This window comes from Botrimarina sp. (assembly GCF_040219535.1).
In the GTDB taxonomy this organism is placed as follows: domain Bacteria; phylum Planctomycetota; class Planctomycetia; order Pirellulales; family Lacipirellulaceae; genus Botrimarina.
On record NZ_JAVJSH010000006.1, the window covers coordinates 228,233 to 247,069 of the forward strand.

At 68.1% G+C, this 18,837-nt stretch carries 14 protein-coding genes and 1 tRNA gene; 8 read left to right on the forward strand and 7 right to left on the reverse strand.

Features of this window, described 5'->3' with window-relative positions; genetic code table 11:
• Positions 1 to 87: 87 nt before the first annotated feature.
• Positions 88 to 1,221, forward strand: coding sequence for a Holliday junction branch migration DNA helicase RuvB (gene ruvB, locus RIC11_RS02805; protein WP_350208313.1), 1,134 nt, complete (start codon positions 88 to 90; stop codon positions 1,219 to 1,221).
• Between the two features lie 257 nt (positions 1,222 to 1,478).
• Positions 1,479 to 3,578 carry a dockerin type I domain-containing protein gene (locus RIC11_RS02810; RefSeq protein WP_350208314.1) on the forward strand — a complete coding sequence of 700 codons (2,100 nt, stop codon included), beginning with the start codon at positions 1,479 to 1,481 and terminating at the stop codon, positions 3,576 to 3,578.
• Here the strand turns inward: RIC11_RS02810 and RIC11_RS02815 are convergent.
• The 4 genes from RIC11_RS02815 to RIC11_RS02830 form a co-directional block, all read right to left on the reverse strand.
• Positions 3,495 to 4,157 (reverse strand): protein kinase family protein, encoded by a 663-nt coding sequence (locus tag RIC11_RS02815; protein WP_350208315.1) that lies wholly within the window; start codon positions 4,155 to 4,157, stop codon positions 3,495 to 3,497. The genes RIC11_RS02810 and RIC11_RS02815 overlap by 84 nt on opposite strands.
• A gap of 305 nt (positions 4,158 to 4,462) precedes the next feature.
• Positions 4,463 to 5,149 carry a hypothetical protein gene (locus RIC11_RS02820; protein ID WP_350208316.1) on the reverse strand — a complete coding sequence of 229 codons (687 nt, stop codon included), beginning with the start codon at positions 5,147 to 5,149 and terminating at the stop codon, positions 4,463 to 4,465.
• A gap of 56 nt (positions 5,150 to 5,205) precedes the next feature.
• Positions 5,206 to 6,264 (reverse strand): GGDEF domain-containing protein, encoded by a 1,059-nt coding sequence (locus tag RIC11_RS02825; RefSeq protein ID WP_350208317.1) that lies wholly within the window; start codon positions 6,262 to 6,264, stop codon positions 5,206 to 5,208.
• 81 nt (positions 6,265 to 6,345) lie between these two features.
• Positions 6,346 to 6,513, reverse strand: a complete 168-nt coding sequence (locus tag RIC11_RS02830; protein WP_350208318.1) for a hypothetical protein — start codon at positions 6,511 to 6,513, stop codon at positions 6,346 to 6,348.
• 298 nt (positions 6,514 to 6,811) lie between these two features.
• On the opposite strand from RIC11_RS02830, the gene RIC11_RS02835 reads away from it, so the two are divergent.
• Positions 6,812 to 6,885 (forward strand) — tRNA-Asp (locus RIC11_RS02835).
• Positions 6,886 to 7,227: 342 nt separating this feature from the next.
• Here the strand turns inward: RIC11_RS02835 and RIC11_RS02840 are convergent.
• The 3 genes from RIC11_RS02840 to RIC11_RS02850 all read right to left on the reverse strand — a co-directional run bounded on the left by RIC11_RS02840 (position 7,228) and on the right by RIC11_RS02850 (position 12,803).
• The gene (locus RIC11_RS02840; RefSeq protein WP_350208319.1) at positions 7,228 to 9,630 is read right to left on the reverse strand and encodes an arylsulfatase; all 2,403 of its coding nucleotides are present in this window, start codon (positions 9,628 to 9,630) and stop codon (positions 7,228 to 7,230) included.
• A 333-nt stretch (positions 9,631 to 9,963) separates the two neighbouring features.
• Positions 9,964 to 11,211: a PEP-CTERM sorting domain-containing protein gene (locus RIC11_RS02845; RefSeq protein WP_350208320.1), complete on the reverse strand. Its 1,248-nt coding sequence runs from the start codon at positions 11,209 to 11,211 to the stop codon at positions 9,964 to 9,966.
• Between the two features lie 323 nt (positions 11,212 to 11,534).
• On the reverse strand, positions 11,535 to 12,803 hold the full coding sequence (locus RIC11_RS02850) for an amylo-alpha-1,6-glucosidase (RefSeq protein ID WP_350208321.1): 1,269 nt from the start codon (positions 12,801 to 12,803) through the stop codon (positions 11,535 to 11,537).
• Between the two features lie 426 nt (positions 12,804 to 13,229).
• Here RIC11_RS02850 and RIC11_RS02855 point away from each other — a divergent pair, with 426 nt between their 5' ends.
• The 5 genes from RIC11_RS02855 (at position 13,230) to ppsA (ending at position 18,804) form a co-directional block, all read left to right on the forward strand.
• Positions 13,230 to 13,577, forward strand: a complete 348-nt coding sequence (locus RIC11_RS02855; RefSeq protein ID WP_350208322.1) for a hypothetical protein — start codon at positions 13,230 to 13,232, stop codon at positions 13,575 to 13,577.
• 75 nt (positions 13,578 to 13,652) lie between these two features.
• Positions 13,653 to 14,702, forward strand: a complete 1,050-nt coding sequence (locus tag RIC11_RS02860) for a hypothetical protein (protein WP_350208323.1) — start codon at positions 13,653 to 13,655, stop codon at positions 14,700 to 14,702.
• A gap of 171 nt (positions 14,703 to 14,873) precedes the next feature.
• On the forward strand, positions 14,874 to 15,455 hold the full coding sequence (locus RIC11_RS02865) for an adenylate kinase family protein (RefSeq protein WP_350208324.1): 582 nt from the start codon (positions 14,874 to 14,876) through the stop codon (positions 15,453 to 15,455).
• 1 nt (position 15,456) lies between these two features.
• Positions 15,457 to 16,401 (forward strand): 1-phosphofructokinase family hexose kinase, encoded by a 945-nt coding sequence (locus tag RIC11_RS02870; protein WP_350208325.1) that lies wholly within the window; start codon positions 15,457 to 15,459, stop codon positions 16,399 to 16,401.
• Positions 16,402 to 16,428: 27 nt separating this feature from the next.
• The gene (ppsA, locus tag RIC11_RS02875; protein ID WP_350208326.1) at positions 16,429 to 18,804 is read left to right on the forward strand and encodes a phosphoenolpyruvate synthase; all 2,376 of its coding nucleotides are present in this window, start codon (positions 16,429 to 16,431) and stop codon (positions 18,802 to 18,804) included.
• Positions 18,805 to 18,837 lie beyond the last annotated feature (33 nt).

The following is an 18,837-nucleotide window of genomic DNA, read 5'->3' on the forward strand; positions in this document are numbered from 1 at the left end:
CCCCAATTGCCGATTCCGAGATCGGGTGATCCTGGTAGGCTGTACAGCACGCCTGCCACCACGACCGCCGCCAGGAGGGCGCACCGGATGCCTCGCGAAACGATCCTCACCGCTGAGTCCAGCGAGGCCCCATCCATCGACTTAGGCCACCAAGTCGTAGGTCACCCTGTCGAAGACCACCAAGTCGGCGGCGCCCAGCCCGAGGCCCGAAGCCTGACGCCCGCAGACCCCTCCCCCGTCGACGACCTGGCGCTGCGTCCCAGGCGGCTGCGCGACATCGTCGGCCAACGCGACGTGTGCGAGCGTGTGCAGATCGCCGTCGAGGCAGCCGCGCGCCGTCGCGAGCCGCTGGGGCACGTGCTACTGGACGGGCCGCCGGGCCTCGGCAAGACGACCTTCGCCACGTGCATCCCGCGCGAGCTCGACGTGTCGCTGCAGATCGCCAGCGGCGCGGCGCTCGCCGCGCCGAAGGACCTGCTGCCCTACCTGACCAACGCCGAAGAGGGCTCGGTCCTGTTCATCGACGAGATCCACCGCCTGCCCAAGGCGGTCGAAGAGTTCATGTACCCCGCGATGGAAGACTTCCGGGTCGACATCACGCTCGGCGAGGGCGTCAACGCCCGCACGGTGAACCTCAAGCTGCGGCCGATGACGATCATCGGCGCGACCACCCGCAGCGGCTTGCTGTCGGCGCCGCTGCGCGACCGCTTCCCGGTGCGCGAGCACCTCGACTTCTACTCGATCGCCGAGCTCACGCGGATCGTCACGATCAACGCTAAGAAGCTCGGCCTGCCGATCGTCGAAGAGGCGGCCCAGCGGATCGCCACCGCCAGCCGCGGCACGCCGCGGATCGCCAACAACCGGCTGCGGTGGGTGCGCGACTACGCGCAGAGCCGCGCCGACGGCGAGGCCACGATCTCCGTGACCGACGACGCGCTGGCGATGCTCGGCGTCGACCAACGCGGCCTCGACCCGCAAGACCGCAAGTACATGGAAACGATCCTCCGCGTGTTCCACGGCGGCCCGGCCGGCGTGGAGGCCATCGCCCACACGATGAACCTGGCGGTCGACACGCTGACCGACGAGGTCGAGCCGTTCCTGCTGCGAAGCGAACTGGTCGTCCGCACGCCGCGCGGCCGGAAGCTCACCCCGAAGGCCTACGAGCACCTAGGCCAATCGCCGCCGGACGAGCCCAGCGCCCCCGGGCCGCGGCTGTTCTGAGCTGGCTGAGACTGTGCGGAATCTCGGCAATCGCTGGCTCGCAATCTCGCTTCGGACGCTCCCAGACGGTCGCGGCCCCGTGGGCGGGTCGATGATCGCTGAGCCGCGACCGTAAGGGAGCGTCCGATCAGCTGCGGATGCGACAGAACGGGTCGCCTATTCCCGGCGTTTTCACGCGCCCACCCGTGACAGCCCGGCCCAAACCCGGCCTTAGCGTCCCAGGGGGCCGATCGGCACACGCACAACGGAGTTGCGACATGGCGACGCGACCTGCTCTGGCATTGATCCTCACGGCGCTCGTGCCCTTGGGGGCGCCGGCGATGGAGCTCCCCTGGTGGCTCGACTCGTTCGAGCTGACCCCGCCCGGCACGGGCGGCGTCGGCGCGGTCACGCTCTCCGGCACGTGGATCGACACCGGCGCGCCCGACGCGATCGGCCACTCGGTCGTCGACGGGCAGCTGCACTTCACCGTGTCGGCCCCCGACCTGAATGTCGCCACCGGCGACGCGCTCACCCCGTGGACGCTGACCGAGGAGTTCGGCCCGCTCGATCCCTATGCGGGTCTGGGCGGCGTGAACGAGATCTTCGGCTCCATCTACTCGGTCGACCCGCGCGACCGCGGCCTACGTGAGCTGGTCTCCGGCCCCGACCTGCTCGGCAGGATCCACCCACCGCCCCGCGGCAAGTTCGAGGGCCTCGGCACAGGCGAGGCCTACGTGTCCGCCGCGTACGGCGTGTCGGCCGACGGCCGTGTTGTGGTCGGCGCGAACCACCTGGCGCCCAACGCGGCCGGGTTCATCACCAGCGAGGCCTTTGTGTGGACGCCCGAGACGGGCCGCACCGGGATCGGCTTGCTGCCCGGGGGCATCCCCGGTGGGAGCACGGCGACCGGCGTCAGCGCCGACGGCAACCACGTGGTCGGCGTGAGCACGTCGGGGCGCGACTTTGTCTCGCACGAGGCGTTCCGCTGGTCGCTCGGCGCGGGCATGCAGGGCCTGGGCACGCTCAACGGCCCGTCGAGCCAGAGCGAAGCCCGGGCCGTGTCACGCAACGGCCGGGTCACCGTCGGGACCGACGAGTTCTACCCGCCCGGCGTGCCCGGCGTGCGGAACCGCCGCGCGTTCCGCTACAGCGAGGAGTCTGGCCTCCGAGACCTCGGCGTGCTGGAAGCGTACGGCGAAGGCTCGTACACCGAGGGCGAGGGCGTGTCGGCTGACGGTCGCGTGGTCGTCGGCATGGCCTATCGGGGCGTGTCGATCACCGCCGACGCGGTAGTTCACCCCGATCGAGCGCAACCGTTCCGCTGGACCCGCGAGGGCGGCATGCAGGGTCTCGGGAACCTCCCACGGTTCTTCCCAGCGGCCCTGATCTTCCCGCTGCCGCAGCAAGAAACGATCGCCAACGCGGTGTCCGCGGACGGCGCGACCGTTGTCGGTGTCGATCGCGTGCTCTGGCAAAGCGACGCGGCTGTGTTTCCTCCGGACCTCATCGCAGACCCGCAGAGCGAAATGGCAGTGCTCTGGACCGGCGCAAGCGGCTGGATTGATCTTGGGCAACTACGCATTGGCCACGGGAGCAACAAGGCCTCGAGAGCAATCGATGTAGATGGCGATGGTCGATTAGTGATCGGCAGTTCAACGATCAGCTTTCTGCCGCTAGGCAATGCGTTAAACGCTCAAGAAACATTAAGAGAAGTGCCCTTCATCTGGGACCGCGAACGCGGCATGCGCCCCCTCGCCCGCGTGCTAGCCGGCGACTACGGCCTCGACTTCGAAGGATGGGACCTCGGCGAAGCGACCGCTATCTCCGACGACGGCACGACGATCATCGGCAACGGGACAAACCCAGACGGGGTGCAAGAGGCCTGGCGCGCGGTGCTGCGGCGCAGCACCCGCACGGGCGACGCCAACTTCGACGGCCGCGTCGACTTGGCCGACCGCGCGGTGCTCGACGCGCACCTTGGCATGGCGACTGAAGTCACCGACGTCTACTACGAGGACGGCGACTTCGACGCCGACGGCGCGATCGGCGAAGCCGACATGGCCCTGCTGATGGCCAACTACGACGGCCGCTACCTGGGCGACTACAACGCCGACGGCCGCGTCGACGCGGCCGACTACTCCGTTTGGCGCGACCACCTCGGCCAAGAGACCGGCGTAGCCGACGGCGACGGCGACGGCCGAGTCACCGAGTCGGACCTGGTCACCTGGCGCGGGTCCTACGGCGCGACCCTCGGCGAAGACGCCTTCTTCGCCGCGCCCGAGCCGGGCGCTCTATGGCTGGCCGCACTTGGCTTCTTGGGAGCGGGCCGCCGCCGCACCCCGGGCCGGTCGCCGATCGCCCATCACAGCGGCTAAAATGAGCACCGTCAGCAGGATCGCGGAAGGCTCCGGAACGACGGCGAAAGCCAGCCCCGTGCCGCGGTTGAAGCGCGTCCGCCCCAAGTCGGAGACCACGGCCGTCCCATCCTCTGCGATCACGACCCTACGCAAGTCGCCGTGAATGTCTGACGCGAACCAGTCGCCGGTAGCCGGGTCGGCAGCCAGATCGATGGCCTCGAGCGTTTCGGCGCCATTTACGATTTCCGTGGCCGCGGTGTGCAGGTCGACCCGCACCAGGCCCCGCGCCGAGGCGCCGGTCCCGTAGAGCACGCCCGCGCGATCGAATCCGAGGGCCTCGTCAACCCAGACCGGGGTGGTCCCGATCGCCGTGAGTTCGGCGGCATTCGGGTCGATGGAATAGAGTGTCGAGGCCTTCGCGCCGTACATGAGCCCCGTTACGGGATTGATCGCCAGTGATGAAATCGCAACGTCGATTGGGATCAACTCGATCGGTCGGCGTTCGGCGGCGTCGATTCTGAGCAGGCTCGGGTCGGCGCCCGATCCTCCGAGAACAGCCCAGAGGTGTCGCGGGTCGCCGATCGGGTCGGAAGCCAAGTCGAGGACTCGACCTGCGTACGCGTCCGCGACCTGTGAGAACGGGACCGGTACGGCGCTACCGCCTGCGGCGACGTCTAGAGACCATAGCCGGTCGGCTTCGACGAAGCTGAAAAGGTCCGTGCCGTAAAGCGATTGGACCGGTTCGGCGCTTACAAAGGGGGACACCGACGCGATCAGCCCCCACGTAATTGTCGATCTCGCAACGGTTCGGCTCATCAAGATGCCCGCCTGCGGTCGTAGGCCCGTTCCCTCTCGGTCTCAAGCCTAACTCGTCCGCGACTCGTCGGGTACCGACGCCTCGCCTATCGGCTTTCGTCGTTTCTTGCGGCCGGTCTTCGCGGCGCCGGCGGTCGGCCGGTCGTGAGCGACTCGCCGAGCAGACGCAAAGCCTCGCTGTACTCGGCCGAGTCGCCCTCGCCGGCAGCGTGCACGTCCTGGATCATCAATGCGAACACGCCGTTTTCGTTGGCGAACGTGAACACGTTCTGCACGGTCTCGGTGGCCGGCGCGCCGTCCTTGCCGCCCGACTCGGTCTTCACCTGCGCGCCCATGTAGGCCCGCTCGGCGCCGGTCAGTTTGACCTTCTGGGGCGTCGGCTTGTCGGCGCCCTGCCCCGCGATGTTCTCGACCATCACGTCGCGGAGCCCGTCGGGGTCGAGGTCGGCGCCGTACTGCTGCAGCATGATGGCGGCCGACTGGCCCTGGAGGGTCCAGACCCGCACGTCCTGTCCGCCGTCGGTTTGGCCGGCTTCGAAGGTGCTCGGGTAGCGGAACGCGACGCCCGCCTCGTCGAAGAGCCGGTCGTTCTGCGGGTCGATCCGCAACGTCACCCGCTCGCCGGCGATCCGCACCGCGAACTCCTCGCCGAGCGGCACGTTGTAGGCCTCGCCGTCGATTGTCAGGCGAGCCTCGCTCGGGGGCTGGCACACGCCGGGCGACGCGACCAACACAGCGGCGGCGACAAGCAGAACGAAGCGACGAGCGGGCATGGCGAAAGGAGGCTTCTGTTGCGAGTAGAAGGGGCGAGAGCTCGGAGTCGCTGGCTTTAGTTTACCGCGGCCACGGGCGCCGGCAGCGCGCGTTGCGCCTCGGCGTGGGCCGTCTGAGCGGCTTCCTCGCGGTCCTCGGCGAGCGGTTCGCTTAGGGCCTTGGTCGGGTCGGTGGGAAGGTCTTCCATGGCGTGGCGGGGGTTGTCCGGCGCGGCTGTGTCGCCGGCGGCCGGCGCCGAGTCGGAGCGGATCGATTTGCCGTTGTGCAGGTACAACGCGCCGGCGGACCGATCGGGCGCCGCTTTTGCGCTGTACAGCGCCGAGTCGGCCCGGCCCAGCACGGAGCTGGGCGTGTCGCCGGCCGTCGACTGGGCGACGCCGCAACTGCAGGGGATCCCGAGGTCGCCCAGCAGCTTACGCACGCGGCGGCCGAACACGCACGCGCCGTACAGCCGCGTGTGCGGCATGATCACGACCAGCTCGTCGAGGCCGTAGCGGACCAGGCGGTCCGACTCGCGGAGCTGCGGCCGGAGGGCCTCGGCCGCGAGCAGCAGCCGGGCCGGCTGCTCGGACCCCCCGGCGTCGGGGCCTAGGGCGGGAAGCCCGAAGATCGCGATGGCGAATTCCCCGCCCGAAGCGCGGTGCGTGGCGAGCTCTAGGTCGATCACCTCACGCAACGCGCGGCTGTTGCCCAGTCCCGTGAGCGGGTCGGTGCGGTCGCCGCTGAAGTCGGCCAGCGCGACCGACTGCTTGCGGATCCGCTCGTATGCGCCGGCCACCTGGTTCACCAGGCGGAGGGTCGGCGCGAGGAAGCGGTCGGCCTCTTTACGCAGGTCGGCCCAGGCGCGTTCGTCGGGCAGCTCGCCCACGCGGTCGATGACCTTGCGGAACCGCTCCACCTCGGCGCGGTGCACGGCCAGGTCACCCCGCAGGGATTGGGCGACCGCCTCGAGTTGCCGAGCGATGTCCGCCGCGAGCGCGATCTCGGTCGACGGCTCGCCGCGTCGCAGCCGGCCGCCGCGACGCCCGACCAGGTATCCCAGGCAGGCGACCGCCGCTAGGCCGACCGTTTCGGGCAGCCCAAAGCCGGCGGCCCCGCTCGCAAAGATGTCCATCGGCCGCTCGGGTTAGCTCGTTTTGTTCGATATCGACTTGCCTTGCGGCGCCGCGGGGCCCGCTCTTCCGCCGACGTGTGTTCAGCAGGGGCCGCGGTGCCCCCGGCTCTTCAGCAGCAGGAACCCCATCGCGCAACACGACGCCAACACGATGAGCCACTCGCCGCGGCTGAGCGTGTCGAACCAGATCCAGGTCTGGCCGATGCGGTCTTGGACGAACTTGACGATCGGCTCGGTCCACTGCCACATGGTTGCGCGCTCGCGGGGGGGACAGGTTCGGGGGCCGCCCCAACCGTAGGCCACGGACGCCCGCTCCGGCCGGCGCCCGGCGGCCAAGCCTGGCCACCGCCACGGGGCGGCGATCGGGCCGACCGGTAGAACCGTGCCAGGCGGACCCGAGAAGCCGCGGGCGCCCGCTCGGCGGCGGCCGGGAGGGCAATTGACGGGGCCGGGCTGCCGAATAAGATACGGCTCTCGACCGAAGTCGCCGCCCCGCCCAGGCGGGGTGCGAACCACGCCGCCGGCCGGCGTGTCGCTCGGTTCAAGAGGCGCCGTAGCTCAATTGGTTAGAGTACCGGACTGTCGATCCGGTGGTTGCGGGTTCGAGTCCCGTCGGCGTCGCTTTCTTTAAGCCCTTCGCTCTGAGGGGTTTGCGAGGCCCGGAGGCCCACAGATGTGCCGGGGCACTCGCTCTTCGGCGGTGGCTTCCGGGGCGGCGACCCTGGCCAATCGGGCTCCGATTCCTCGTAGGTCTCGCCGATTCCTCGTAGGTCTCGCCGATCTCGCCCTCGAAGGGCGTCAGCTCCATCGGGAGCTTCGTGCGGTCGGGCTCGGCGGCGTGAGATCGGATAGGACACGCCACTAACGAGAGGCACAAGCCAACGAGGCAAAGCCGAGAAGGCATCGGTGACCCGAGGGGTTGGTAGCAGAAGCGCTTGGCGCTCCGAAGAGCGCTCTCGCGAGTCATCGCGACAGCGCCGCCTTGACCTGCATCTCGCGGTACTTCTGGAGCTGCTCCTCGGTGAGTTCGTGGTCACTAATCTGGATCGTGACCTCTTGGATCTCGCCGGTGAATTTGAACGGGACCTGATAGTCTTCGCTGACCGGTGTCCCGGTGTCCTCACCGAAGTCGAGGGTCTCGTCGAGCGACATCCGGTAGCCGATCGTGCGCGGGAAATCGGTCGAGCCGACCTTCTTGCCGTCGACCGACAGCGTGGCTCGCCCGCCCTTGCCAACGCCGCCGCCGTCGTAATTGAAGTCGAAGGTGATCACGTGCTCGCCGGGCGCGAGCGGCTCGTCGCCCTCGACCCGGTACCGCTCGACGTCGGCCAGGTTGTAGACGAACACCGGCTTGCCCTTCAGCAGGTAGAGCCCGACTCCACAGAACCGGCCGCCCTGGGTCATCAGCAGCCCCTCGGCGCCCCCCTCCGGGATATCGACGACCGCGTTGATGGCGAACGATTTGTTCTTCAGGTCGGGCGCGGAGCCCTCGGGGATCCGCGTCATGCCTGCGTAGTAGGTGAACTTGTCGCGGCCCTCGGTCAGACTCGGGCGGTTCCGCACGTCGAGGCGCTCGACCTTGCTGTTGTCCAGCGGCAGCACGTCGTACTTGACGGCCTCGATGTAAAACAGCCGCTGCAGCTCGCGGAGCTTGTCGGGGTGCTGCTCGGCGAGGTTTTCGCTCTCCGAGAAGTCTTCGTCGATGTTGTACAGCTCCCACTCGTAGCCATCGATGACGTCGACCGCGTCGGCGACCGCCACCCACGGCGCGATCGGCGGCGTGGTGCACGCGACCCAACCGTCGTCGTAGATCGCCCGGTTGGCGAACATCTCGAAGTACTGCGTGGTCCGCTCCGAGGGGGCGTCGGTGTCGTCCCACGTGTAGGCCATGCTGGTCCCTTCGATAGGCTCTTGCGTGATGCCGTCGATCGAATCGGGCGCCGGGAGGGCGGCCGCCTCGAGGATGGTCGGCATCACGTCGATCACGTGGTGGAACTGCGAACAAACTTTGCCCTTGTCCTTGATCCGCTTGGGCCAAGACATGACCATCCCGTTCCGCGTGCCGCCGAAGTGCGACGCGACCTGCTTCGTCCACTGGAACGGCGTGTCCATCGCGTGGGCCCAGCCGATCGGGTAGTGGTTGAATGCCATCGGCCCGCCGAGCTTGTCGCGGTTCTCGTACACGGTCTCGAACGGGACCGCGATGTTGTTGAAGAACGTCATCTCGTTCAGCAGGCCCTGCGCGCTCCCCTCGGCGCTGGCGCCGTTGTCGCCCTGGATGTAGATGATCAGCGTGTTGTCGAGCTCGCCCGACTCTTCGATGGCGTCGATGATCCGCCCAAAATGATGGTCGGCGTGCGACAACGCGCCCGCGTAGACCTCCATCATCCGCGCGTAGAGCTCCTTCTGCTTCGTGTTGAGCGAATCCCAGGCGGGGATCCCGGGCGAGCGCTCGGTGAGCTTCGTGCCTTGCGGGACGACGCCCAGCTCCTTCTGGCGGGCGAGCGTCTGGTCGCGCTGCGCGTCCCAGCCCTTGTCGAACTTGCCCTCGAACTTCGCGATCCAGTCCTTCGGCGCGTGGTGCGGCGCGTGCGCGGTGCCTGTGGCGTAGTAGCAGAAGAACGGCTTGTCCGGGGCGACGGCGTTTTGCATGCGGATCCAGTTGATAGCCCGGTCCGCCATGTCCTCGTCGAAGTTGTAGTCGGGGTCGTCGTGCGGCGGCTCGACGGGGCGGGTGTTCTCAACGATCGCCGGCGCCCACTGATTCGTGTCGCCGCCGACGAACCCGTAGAAGTACTCGAAGCCCAACCCGGCCGGCCACAGGTCGAACGGGCCGGCTTGGCTCGATTGCCAGTCGGGCACGTTGTGGTTCTTGCCGAACCAGGCCGTGTTGTAGCCGTTGTACTTCAGCACTTGGCCGATCGTGCCGCACGACTTGCGGACGACGGTGTTGTAGCCGGGGTAGCCGACGCCGATCTCCATGATGCCGCCGGTCGACACCGTGTGATGGTTGCGGCCGGTGATCAGCGCGGCCCGCGTCGGCGAGCAGAGCGCGGTCGTGTGGAACTGGTTGTACCGCAGGCCGGAGTTGGCGAGCCGGTCGAACGTCGGCGTCGGGATGGGCCCGCCGAACGTGCTGCTCGCGCCGAAGCCCACGTCGTCGGTGAGGATGATCAGCACGTTCGGCGCTCCGTCGGGCGCCGCGACTTCATCGGGGAAGTCCTTCTCGGATTCGGCCGGCGTCAGGCCGATCTTGCCCTTGAACGGCCCCTGCGGGACCGGCAAAGAAGTCCGGTTGAACTCGGCGCCGAGCACGACGCTGCACGAACAAGCCGCGACGATAAGGCAGTCAGAAATCCGCGGCATGGGGGTATCCTTCGTTGCCGGACTGAAAGAAGTGGAGCAGTCGATGCTCTGGAGCGTCGACAGCGCAGGATAGTCTAGGTAGGCAAGATTCTTGGTAAGAATTCTCGCGCGGGTGGGCAGCGCCGCCGCGAAATCGCACAACCCGTGGGTTGCGATTGTCCGCGCAACCGAATGCTACCTCACGGAGCCGAGCGACACGGGCGGAGTCCCAACGCCTAGCCCTTTGTGTCGACGGACTCCCCTGGGGGCCAAAACGACGCGGCCCGCGGTTTCCTTCCGCGGGCCGCGTAGGCGTTGGAGTTCTCTTCTCAGCTTATGGCGTTATCCATCGATCTAGCCCCGGCGCCGCCAGACGGCGGCCGCCGCGAGCGTCGCCACCAAGCCGACCGAGGCCGGCTCGGGCACGACCAGCTCGCCGACCGCCTCGATCGCGTTGATGTCGAGCACGCCGTAGCGGCCGTCCGTGAAGTTCGGGCTGATCACCAAGTCGCTCAGCGCGAAGCTGTGGTCCCACAGGTGGCCGCCGTGCCGAAGGTAGGTCGTGCCGGCTGGGCCGAGCGACGCGTCGAGCACGAACAGCTCCGAACCCGTCGCGTAGTATCCGTCGGGATCGGTCAGGTCGGGGATCTGCTGGATGCTGAAGATGATCTGGTCGCCCGGGCCTCCGTTCGGATCCCGGTCGAACGCGTCCGGGTCGCCGATTGTGTCGAGCACCATCAACGCATCGACGTTGATCGCGTCGTCGCCATCGATGAACGTCGGGAACGGCAGCACGCCGCTGCCGACCGGCCCCAGCAAGCTGGTCACCGCCGCCGCGATCGTCGCGTGGCTGATGTAGGGAGTGCCCGACAGGTTCCAGACGCTCGTTCCGGGGCCGCCCGCAGGCCCGCCGCTGAAGAAATCGACTTGCAGCGAGTACTTGTCGGCGTCGCCCGTTGTGCCGGGCTCGGGGCCCCAGACCTCGAGCGCGTCGACGTCACGCGGCAGCGGCATCCCGTTCACGGCGGCCTGCGGCGCCCACGTGCCCATCGTGGCCGGCGGGGCGTAGGCGCCCGCTCGTTCGAAGGAGATCTCCCCGGCGCCGCCGATCACGTGGCCGCCCGAGGTGACCAGCGGCCCGAACGACGGGATCGGAGTCGGCGCGAAGGCGCCCCCGCCCCCTGCCCCCGGAGGGGCCGGGTAGGTGCTGATCAGGTCGTCGTGAGAGAAGACCAGGTGCGCCAGGTCGTCCCGGAGCTGTCGGAACAGGGCGTCGTTGTGGTTCGCGGCGGCGTCGACCTGATCGTCCGGCGCGTAGCCGGGGCGTGTGCCGCTGTAGTCGAGCCCGTCGGCCGCGCCGCCGAGGCCGTCCCACGCGATGATCTGCTGCGGGTCGGCTAGCCCGCCACCGCCGGCGGTGCTCTGGTCGACGTCGTGCGAGTACTCCTTACCGAAGGTCGCCGCGGGAGAGATCAAGCCGGGGCCGACCGCGGGGATGGCGCCGGGCGGCAGCGCGACGGGCTTGTAAGGGATCGTGGCCTGCAGGGGCGTCGCCGCCAGCAAACCGCCTGCGCAGAGCAGGCCGAGGGGGTAGCGCATCATCGTTGTGCTCCCGTTTCATTAGATCGGTCGTGGGGAATAATGAGGACCGGCCGGGTCAAGCACCGACCCGCTGCTTCGGCCTGGCCGAAGCGGAGCGACCGCCCCCTGACGCACCGACTGGGCCCGTGCGCAGGGCGTCAGGAGAGGACGCCGCCGCTTACAGCCTTATCCGGTTCCCGGTGACGAACCCGACACGCCCCGACCTTGAAAGTCGACAGAAAAGAAGAGGGCTGCCGGCCGCGGCGCGGATCAGGCTCACGGCAGCGGGTCGGGCGCCGCTCGGGTCGATGACTCGGGCGGTCGGCGCCTCGACGAAGCTGCCGTTACTCGAAGAGGCGCCGGCCGGCGAGAGAGGCCTCGGCGACGATCGCCGCGGCCGCGCTCCACCCCATGTGTTTCGTGCCGCCGGGCGTGTGCTCGGTCCCGTGGAGGTATTCGGGGAAGCCCCAGGGCTCGCCGTCGGCCTCCAAGCGGTTCGCCGCGTGCACGCCGTCGGCGTACCGGCGGGCCAGTTCGGTCTCGCCGCGCTTCGCTAGGCTGGCCGCGTAGAACCCGGTCACCAGCGGCCAAAGGCCGCCGTTGTGGTACTCGTGCGGGGCGTTCTTGAACGTGTGGGAGAACGTCATCTGGAGGTCTTGCCAGTCCTCGTCCTTCGGGGTGATGACCGGAGCGAATGCCGGCAACAGGTTGACCTCGCCGTCGACGATCTCGCCGGCGATGTGGTCGTCGACACAGCGGCATTGGTGATCGTCGGCGACGTCGAGCAACATCGCCAGCACGTTGGCCATCGAGTCGAAGCGGTAGCCGTACCCCACCGGCGAGAAGAAGGGCATCCAGAACACGCCGCGGCTGTGCTCCGCCGCACCGCGCGCCTTCTCGTACAGCACCTCGTGGTAGACGTCGTCCGGGACTTTGTCTTGCTTGTCGATCCAGTAGTTCGCCCGGATCAGGTGCTTCAGGCGTGCGACGCGGTCGTCGAGGTCGTAGTTCCCGGAGCCGTGCAGGTGGCGGTGAATCCGGCAGAACGTCCGCAGCACTTGCAAGTAGAGCAGCTGGTCGTAGAGCACGTAGCCGCTCTGCAAGTACTCGTCGGCCCAATCTCCGGTGGGCGGGATGTACAGCAGCCCGCGCGTGTTGAACTCCCAGGCGCCCAGCAGGAATCGAACCTTCTCGAGCGGGTCCAGCATCGCTTGGAGGAACTCCTCGTCGCGCGTGTGGCGCCAGTACTCGCCGCAGCCGATGACGAACCACAGGTCCGCGTCGACGCGTCCGGCCGTGCCGCCGTAGCTGACCCGATCGGTCGCGGGGTCGACGTTGCTGGGGATCTCGCCGTGTGGCCCCTGGTATTCGGCTAGGGTCTCGAGGCTCTGTCGGCAGGCGTCTACCAGTTCGGCGTCGTCGCTCACGAGCGCGGCCAGGCCCATGATCGAACTGTCGCGCCCCCACACACGCCGATAGTTGTGCGTGTCGGAGGGCGACGCAACGAACCCGTGCTCGGTGCGGCACGCGTGCAGCAGGTCGATGGCGCGACGCCAGCCGTCCGGTTTCTCGGCCGCGCTGTTGTCGCTATCGGCTTCAGGCTGGTTGCTCATCGTGCAAGTCTCCGGGGGTCGCCAAGCCGGCCAACGGCCGCTGCGGCGCTGGGGAAGTAAAGTTTCAAGCTCCCGCCTACGTCGCGCCTGTCCGCGGCGCTGCCCCCCACGCAATCCTGGCGCCCGGCCCCGCCGCCGACCGGTAGAGCTAGCGGGCGCCGGCGTCCCGCCCGCGGCGGGCGCCGCCTCGGTTGCGCGTCATCTCTGTTGGCGTCGTTCCCGGCGCCTTGCCGTGCGAACGACCGGGTCGGCAGTCGGTCGTTCCGCCAGCGACTGCGTCCTCGGCGGAGGGACGCCCGGCCACAATCGTTGCACTACCTTTTTAGGACCTCGATAGTCGGATTGGAGGACCATCGGTCGAGCCTACCCGCGTGGGCGCCGCCGCGGCCCGCACTGACGTGAGGCGCCCCCCAGGCCGCTCGCCGGATGGCTCTCGCTGAGGCGCGCCGGTTTTATTCGGGCTCCTTTCAATCACGACGAACTCCTCACAAAACGGCGGACGTTGGCACATCGGTTGCCCACCCCCTTATTCACTCAGTCCAGCAGGCTGGCGCACTGGACGAGGCTTCGAGCTCCGGCCTGACCGAAGACCCGCTCGTGTCGTCGGACATCCTCCGCGACCCCCGCGCTTCGGTGGTCGACCTCAACGAGGCACAAGTCACCGGCGGCGACCTCGTGAAGGTGATGAGCTGGTACGACAACGAGTGGGGCTACGCCTCGCAGATGGTCCGCTACGCGGCGGTAGCCGCGAGAGAGGCCGTGGCGGTTGCGTGATTAGGCCCCCGGTCGAGCGGGCTCTACGCTGGGTCGCCCGACACCCGAGGACCCTTAACCCCGGAGAATTTAATCATGAGAACACCAATCCTCGCGTGCTTCGCCGCGACGCTCACCCTCGCCCTGCCCGCCATTGGGCAGGAGTACTACGAGTACGACTACTGGGAAGGCGAGACCGAGCTGCACGAGCCGCTCGAGGGCCAAGAGACCGAATACGAAGGTGACGAGATAGAAGTCGAATCGGAGGCCTACGAGTGGGAGAGCGACGAGGGCTACCACGAAGAAGAGTGGTACGACCCGAGCGACTGGTTCGACTACGACTACGGCGTCGACTACGAGAACGATTACGGCTACGGCTACGACGCCTATGACACGTACGACTACGATTACGACTACGACTACGACTACGACGACGCGTACGACTACGCGTACGACTATGACTACGATTACGACTATGACTACGATTACGACTACCCCGACTACGAGTACACCGATGTCGACTACTCGTACGACCGTGAGGTGAAGGGCGAGGTCGTTTCGTTGCGCCGGGTGCGTGGCGAAGGGGGCGCGCCGCAGAGCGTGCGGCTCGAGCTCCGCACCGAGGACGGCCAGACGCAGACTCTGCACCTCGGCGACTTGGCTTGGGTCGACCGCTACCTGCCGAAGATCGAAAAGAACGAGCGCGTGATCATCGGTGGCCGCCACGTCAATGTGAACGGCAAGCGGATGTTCAAGGCCGAAGAGTTGCGGGGACCCAACGGCAGCTACTTGATCCCCGACTACGAGTACGAGAAGCGGATCGAGGGCCAGCTGGTCGGGCTGCGTCGCGTGGAGCTGCGCGACGGTGAGGTGCAAGCGCTAGTGGCGCGCGTCCGGCCCTACCAGGGCAAGACGATGGACATCTTGCTAGGCAGCCGCGACGCGCTCGGCGGCGATGGCCAGCAAGTCCGCCGCGGCTCGCGGGTGCGGGTCGACGGGTACACCAGGGAGGTGGACGGCGACCAGACGTTCGTCGTACAGGACCTGCGCCTCGTCGGCAACGGCGAGGAAGAAGGCTCGCAGCGCAACCGACAGGACCAACAGCAAGCCCGTCAGCAACGCGGCAATAGTAACGCGAGCCGCTGAGGCGCGCTGATCGAATCCGTCGAGCCCGTTGGGCTAGCCCAACGGGAGCATTGAGCGAAGCGGCCAGCAGCAGCCCCCGGCCCACCGGGCGACTGCTGTTGGCCTCCTTCAATCGAACTCGGTGGCTGGCGCCACCGCTCCCTGTCGGGCGCCGCTGGGAGGCCGAAGCCCATGACGAATCCAATCCGAGCGATCGTGATGCTCGGACCGCCCGGCTGCGGCAAGGGAACGCAGACCCGAGCCCTGGGCGCGCTGCCCGGCTGGATGCGTCACAGCGCGGGCGAGGCGCTGCGGCGCCGTGCTTCCAGTTCAGAAACTACCGGCGCGGGCGCCGACTACGCAAAAGCGGGCGAGCTGGCGCCCTGCCGAATCGTGATCGACGCATTGCAGCGCGACATTCGCCACGCGGTAAGCCAGGGCCGGTTCGACCCGGCCGCGGGCGTGCTCTTGCTCGACGGCCTCCCCCGGAGCACCGAGCAGGCGCGCCAGCTCGACGGCGTGGTCCGGGTGCAGCGCGTCGTGCACCTGGAGTGCCGCGACCGGGCGGTGCTGATAAATCGGTTGACCCGCCGTGGGCGCGAAGACGACCGCGATCCCGACACGGTGGAGCGGCGGTTCAGCGTCTACGAGGAGAAGACCAAGGCCGTGCTCCGCTACTATCCGCAGGAAGCCGTGGGCCGTGTCGACGCGGAGCAGGCGCCGCACCGCGTGCTCGGCGACATCACCGAATCGTTGCGCGACATCGAGTTCTAGTATGGCGACCATCGTTACCGTCACCCTCAACCCGGCTGTCGACAAGTCGGTCTCGGTCAAGCAGGTCGTGGCCGAGAAGAAGCTGCGCTGCTCGGCGCCGCGATACGACCCGGGCGGGGGCGGGTTGAACGTGGCTCGTGCGTTGAAGCAGCTCGGTGGCGACGCGCTGGCCTACTGGACGTGCGGCGCGCCGATGGGCGAATTGCTGCGACAAAGGTTGGACTCGGAGGGGGTCCGCCACACGCCGGTCCAGATCGAGCAGATGACCCGCGAGAACCTCGTGGTTTACGAGGAATCCTCCTCCGATCAATTCCGCTTCGGCATGCCCGGCGCCGAGCTCACCGAGGCCGAAGCCGACGAGTTTGCCCGACGCGTCGCCGAGATCGACCCGCCGCCTGATTACCTGGTGCTCAGCGGGAGCCTCCCGCCGGGCGTGGGCGACGACTACTACGCGCGCCTGATCCGCGACGCGTCCGGATCGACCCGCGCGATCCTCGACACGTCGGGTCCGCCGCTGGGCGAGGGAGTCGCGGCGGGCGTGTATCTGATCAAGCCCAACGCGGCCGAACTGAGCGAGCTCGCCGGACACGAGGTCCGCGACGACGCGGAGATCGAGCGCTGCGCCCGCAGACTAATCAGCGAGGGAAGAGCGGAGGTGGTCGTCGTGTCGCTAGGCGCGGGTGGCGTCGTGCTGGTGACAGCCGAGGCGTGCGAGCAGATCCGCGCGCCCACGGTCAAGATCCGCAGCAAGGTCGGGGCCGGCGACAGCACCGTGGCCGGCATCGTGCTGGGGCTCTCACAGGGCAAGAGCGTGGCGGAGGCCGTCCGGCTGGGCGTCGCGGCGGGGTCGGCCGCGGTGATGACCGACGGGACCGAGCTGTGCCGCGGCGACGACACCTGGCGGCTGTACCAGCAAATGTCCGGCGACCACAACGCCGGGTCGTAAGCACTTCGTCACGGGACGAGCAAAGCGATGAGTGAGAACAACGCCACCTACACCCGTTGGTTCGAGGAACTCACCAACGACGACGTCGGTTCCGTCGGCGGCAAGAACGCGTCGCTGGGGGAGATGATCCGGACCTTGCAGGAGGAAGGCGTGCGCGTGCCCGGCGGCTTCGCGACCACCGCCAACGCTTACCGCCAGTTCCTCTCGGCCAACGGGCTCGATGAGAAGCTCAAAGAAGAGATCGAGTCGCTCGAGCGGGAGAAGCGGTCCCTCAACGAAGCGGGCAAGAGGATCCGCCGCCTGCTCCGCCGGGGCGAGGTCCCCGAGCCAATCGCCGAGGCGGTCCGCGAAACCTACCGCGAGCTGTCCCAGCGGAACGGTGAGGATGAGGTCGCCGTTGCGGTGCGTAGCAGCGCGACCGCCGAAGACCTGCCCGACGCGAGCTTCGCCGGCCAACAAGAGACATTCCTCAACGTGTCCGGCGAGGGCGACCTCCTCGACGCGGTGCGCGACTGCTACGCGTCGCTGTTCACCGACCGGGCGATCGCCTACCGCGAAGAGAAGGGCTTCGACCACCTGAAGGTCGCCCTTTCCGTGGGCGTGCAGAAGATGGTCCGCGCCGGTCGGGCTGGGGCGGGCGTGATGTTTTCACTCGACACCGAGACGGGCTTCCCGCGGGTGGTCGTGATCGACGCCGCGTGGGGCCTCGGCGAGAACGTCGTGCAAGGCAGCATCACGCCCGACGAGTACCGCGTCTTCAAGCCGCTGCTCGACGACGAGGGCCTGTCGCCGATCGTCGAGAAGTCGCTCGGCGACAAGGCGAAGAAGATGGTTTACTCGGACCGAGGGGGCCAGACCACCAAGAACGTCGATACGCCAAAGGGCGAGCGGCGCCGGTTCGTGCTCGACGACGACGAGGTCCTCCAGCTCGCCCGCTGGGCCGTGGCCATCGAGCGCCATTACGACAAGCCGATGGACATGGAGTGGGCCAAGGACGGCGAGTCCGGCGAGCTGTTCATCGTCCAGGCGCGCCCGGAAACGGTGCAGTCGCAGAAGAAGGCTGCGTCGCTCAAGACCTACCGGCTGCAGGAGAGCGGCGACCCGATCGTCACGGGACAGGCGATAGGCCAAGCGATCGCCGCCGGCGAGGCTCGGGTGCTCGACAGCGCGGAACAATCGGACGAGTTCCAGGAGGGGGAGGTGCTCGTCGCCGAGATGACCGACCCCGACTGGGTTCCGATCATGAAACGGGCCGCCGCGATCGTCACCGACCACGGCGGCCGCACCAGCCACGCGGCGATCGTTAGCCGAGAGCTCGGCCTGCCCGCCGTCGTCGGCTCGGGCGACGCGACCGTCACGCTCCACGGCGGCCAGGAGGTGACCGTCTCTTGCGCGCAAGGCGACGAAGCCTACGTGTACGACGGCCGCCTCGAGTTCGAGGCCGACGAGATCGACCTCGGGGGGCTCGGCGAGCCGCCGGTGCGGGTGATGATGAACATCGCCAACCCCGGCGCGGCGTTCCGCTGGTGGCGATTGCCGGCCAAAGGGATCGGCCTCGCGCGGATGGAGTTCCTCATCAACAACGTCATCAAGGTTCACCCCCTGGCCCTGTGCCGGTTCGACGAACTGGAGGACGAGCAGGCGCGCCGCGAAATCGAGAGGCTCACCGAGGGCTACGAAGACAAGACCGACTACTTCGTCGACAAGCTCGCCCGCGGGATCGCGTCGATTGCCGCGTCGCAGCACCCCGAACCGGCGATCGTGCGGATGAGCGACTTCAAGACGAACGAGTACGCCGACCTCATCGGCGGCGCGCAATTCGAGCCGGAGGAAGAGAACCCGATGCTCGGCTTCCGCGGCGCTTCGCGCTATTACAGCGAGAAATACCGCGACGGCTTCGCGCTGGAGTGCCGGGCCGTCCGCCGCGCCCGCGAAGAAATCGGGCTGTCGAACGTGGTGATGATGATCCCCTTCGTCCGCACGCCCGACGAGGCGGACCGGGTGCTCAACGTGCTCGCCGAGAACGGCCTGGAGCGTGGCGTGAACGGCCTGCGGGTCTACATAATGTGCGAGGTTCCCTCGAACGTGTTCCTCGCCGAGCAGTTCGCCGAGCGCTTCGATGGCTTCTCGATCGGCAGCAACGACCTGACGCAACTGATCCTTGGCGCGGGCCGCGACTCGGCCGAGTTGAAAGATCTGTTCGACGAGAGGGACGAGGCGGTCCGGCGCGCGATCGCCGACGTGATCCAGCGTGCCCACGACGGGGGCTGCAAAGTCGGCATTTGCGGCGAAGCGCCGAGCAATTACCCCGACTTCGCACAGTTCCTCGTCGAGAGCGGCATCGATTCGATGTCGCTCAGCCCCGACAGCGTGGTCCGAACGATACAGCAGCTCACCGATTGAACCCGTGCGGGGCCCCTGCCAAGGCGCCGCCGC

What these genes read in the sequence shown, in the direction of transcription:
- ruvB (WP_350208313.1), top strand. Translation starts at nt 88, where the DNA reads ATGCCTCGCGAAACGATCCTCACCGCTGAGTCCAGCGAGGCCCCATCC.
- RIC11_RS02810 (WP_350208314.1), top strand. Translation starts at nt 1,479, where the DNA reads ATGGCGACGCGACCTGCTCTGGCATTGATCCTCACGGCGCTCGTGCCC.
- RIC11_RS02820 (WP_350208316.1), bottom strand. Translation starts at nt 5,149, where the DNA reads ATGCCCGCTCGTCGCTTCGTTCTGCTTGTCGCCGCCGCTGTGTTGGTC.
- RIC11_RS02825 (WP_350208317.1), bottom strand. Translation starts at nt 6,264, where the DNA reads ATGGACATCTTTGCGAGCGGGGCCGCCGGCTTTGGGCTGCCCGAAACG.
- RIC11_RS02830 (WP_350208318.1), bottom strand. Translation starts at nt 6,513, where the DNA reads ATGTGGCAGTGGACCGAGCCGATCGTCAAGTTCGTCCAAGACCGCATC.
- RIC11_RS02840 (WP_350208319.1), bottom strand. Translation starts at nt 9,630, where the DNA reads ATGCCGCGGATTTCTGACTGCCTTATCGTCGCGGCTTGTTCGTGCAGC.
- RIC11_RS02845 (WP_350208320.1), bottom strand. Translation starts at nt 11,211, where the DNA reads ATGATGCGCTACCCCCTCGGCCTGCTCTGCGCAGGCGGTTTGCTGGCG.
- RIC11_RS02850 (WP_350208321.1), bottom strand. Translation starts at nt 12,803, where the DNA reads ATGAGCAACCAGCCTGAAGCCGATAGCGACAACAGCGCGGCCGAGAAA.
- RIC11_RS02855 (WP_350208322.1), top strand. Translation starts at nt 13,230, where the DNA reads ATGGCTCTCGCTGAGGCGCGCCGGTTTTATTCGGGCTCCTTTCAATCA.
- RIC11_RS02860 (WP_350208323.1), top strand. Translation starts at nt 13,653, where the DNA reads ATGAGAACACCAATCCTCGCGTGCTTCGCCGCGACGCTCACCCTCGCC.
- RIC11_RS02865 (WP_350208324.1), top strand. Translation starts at nt 14,874, where the DNA reads ATGACGAATCCAATCCGAGCGATCGTGATGCTCGGACCGCCCGGCTGC.
- RIC11_RS02870 (WP_350208325.1), top strand. Translation starts at nt 15,457, where the DNA reads ATGGCGACCATCGTTACCGTCACCCTCAACCCGGCTGTCGACAAGTCG.
- ppsA (WP_350208326.1), top strand. Translation starts at nt 16,429, where the DNA reads ATGAGTGAGAACAACGCCACCTACACCCGTTGGTTCGAGGAACTCACC.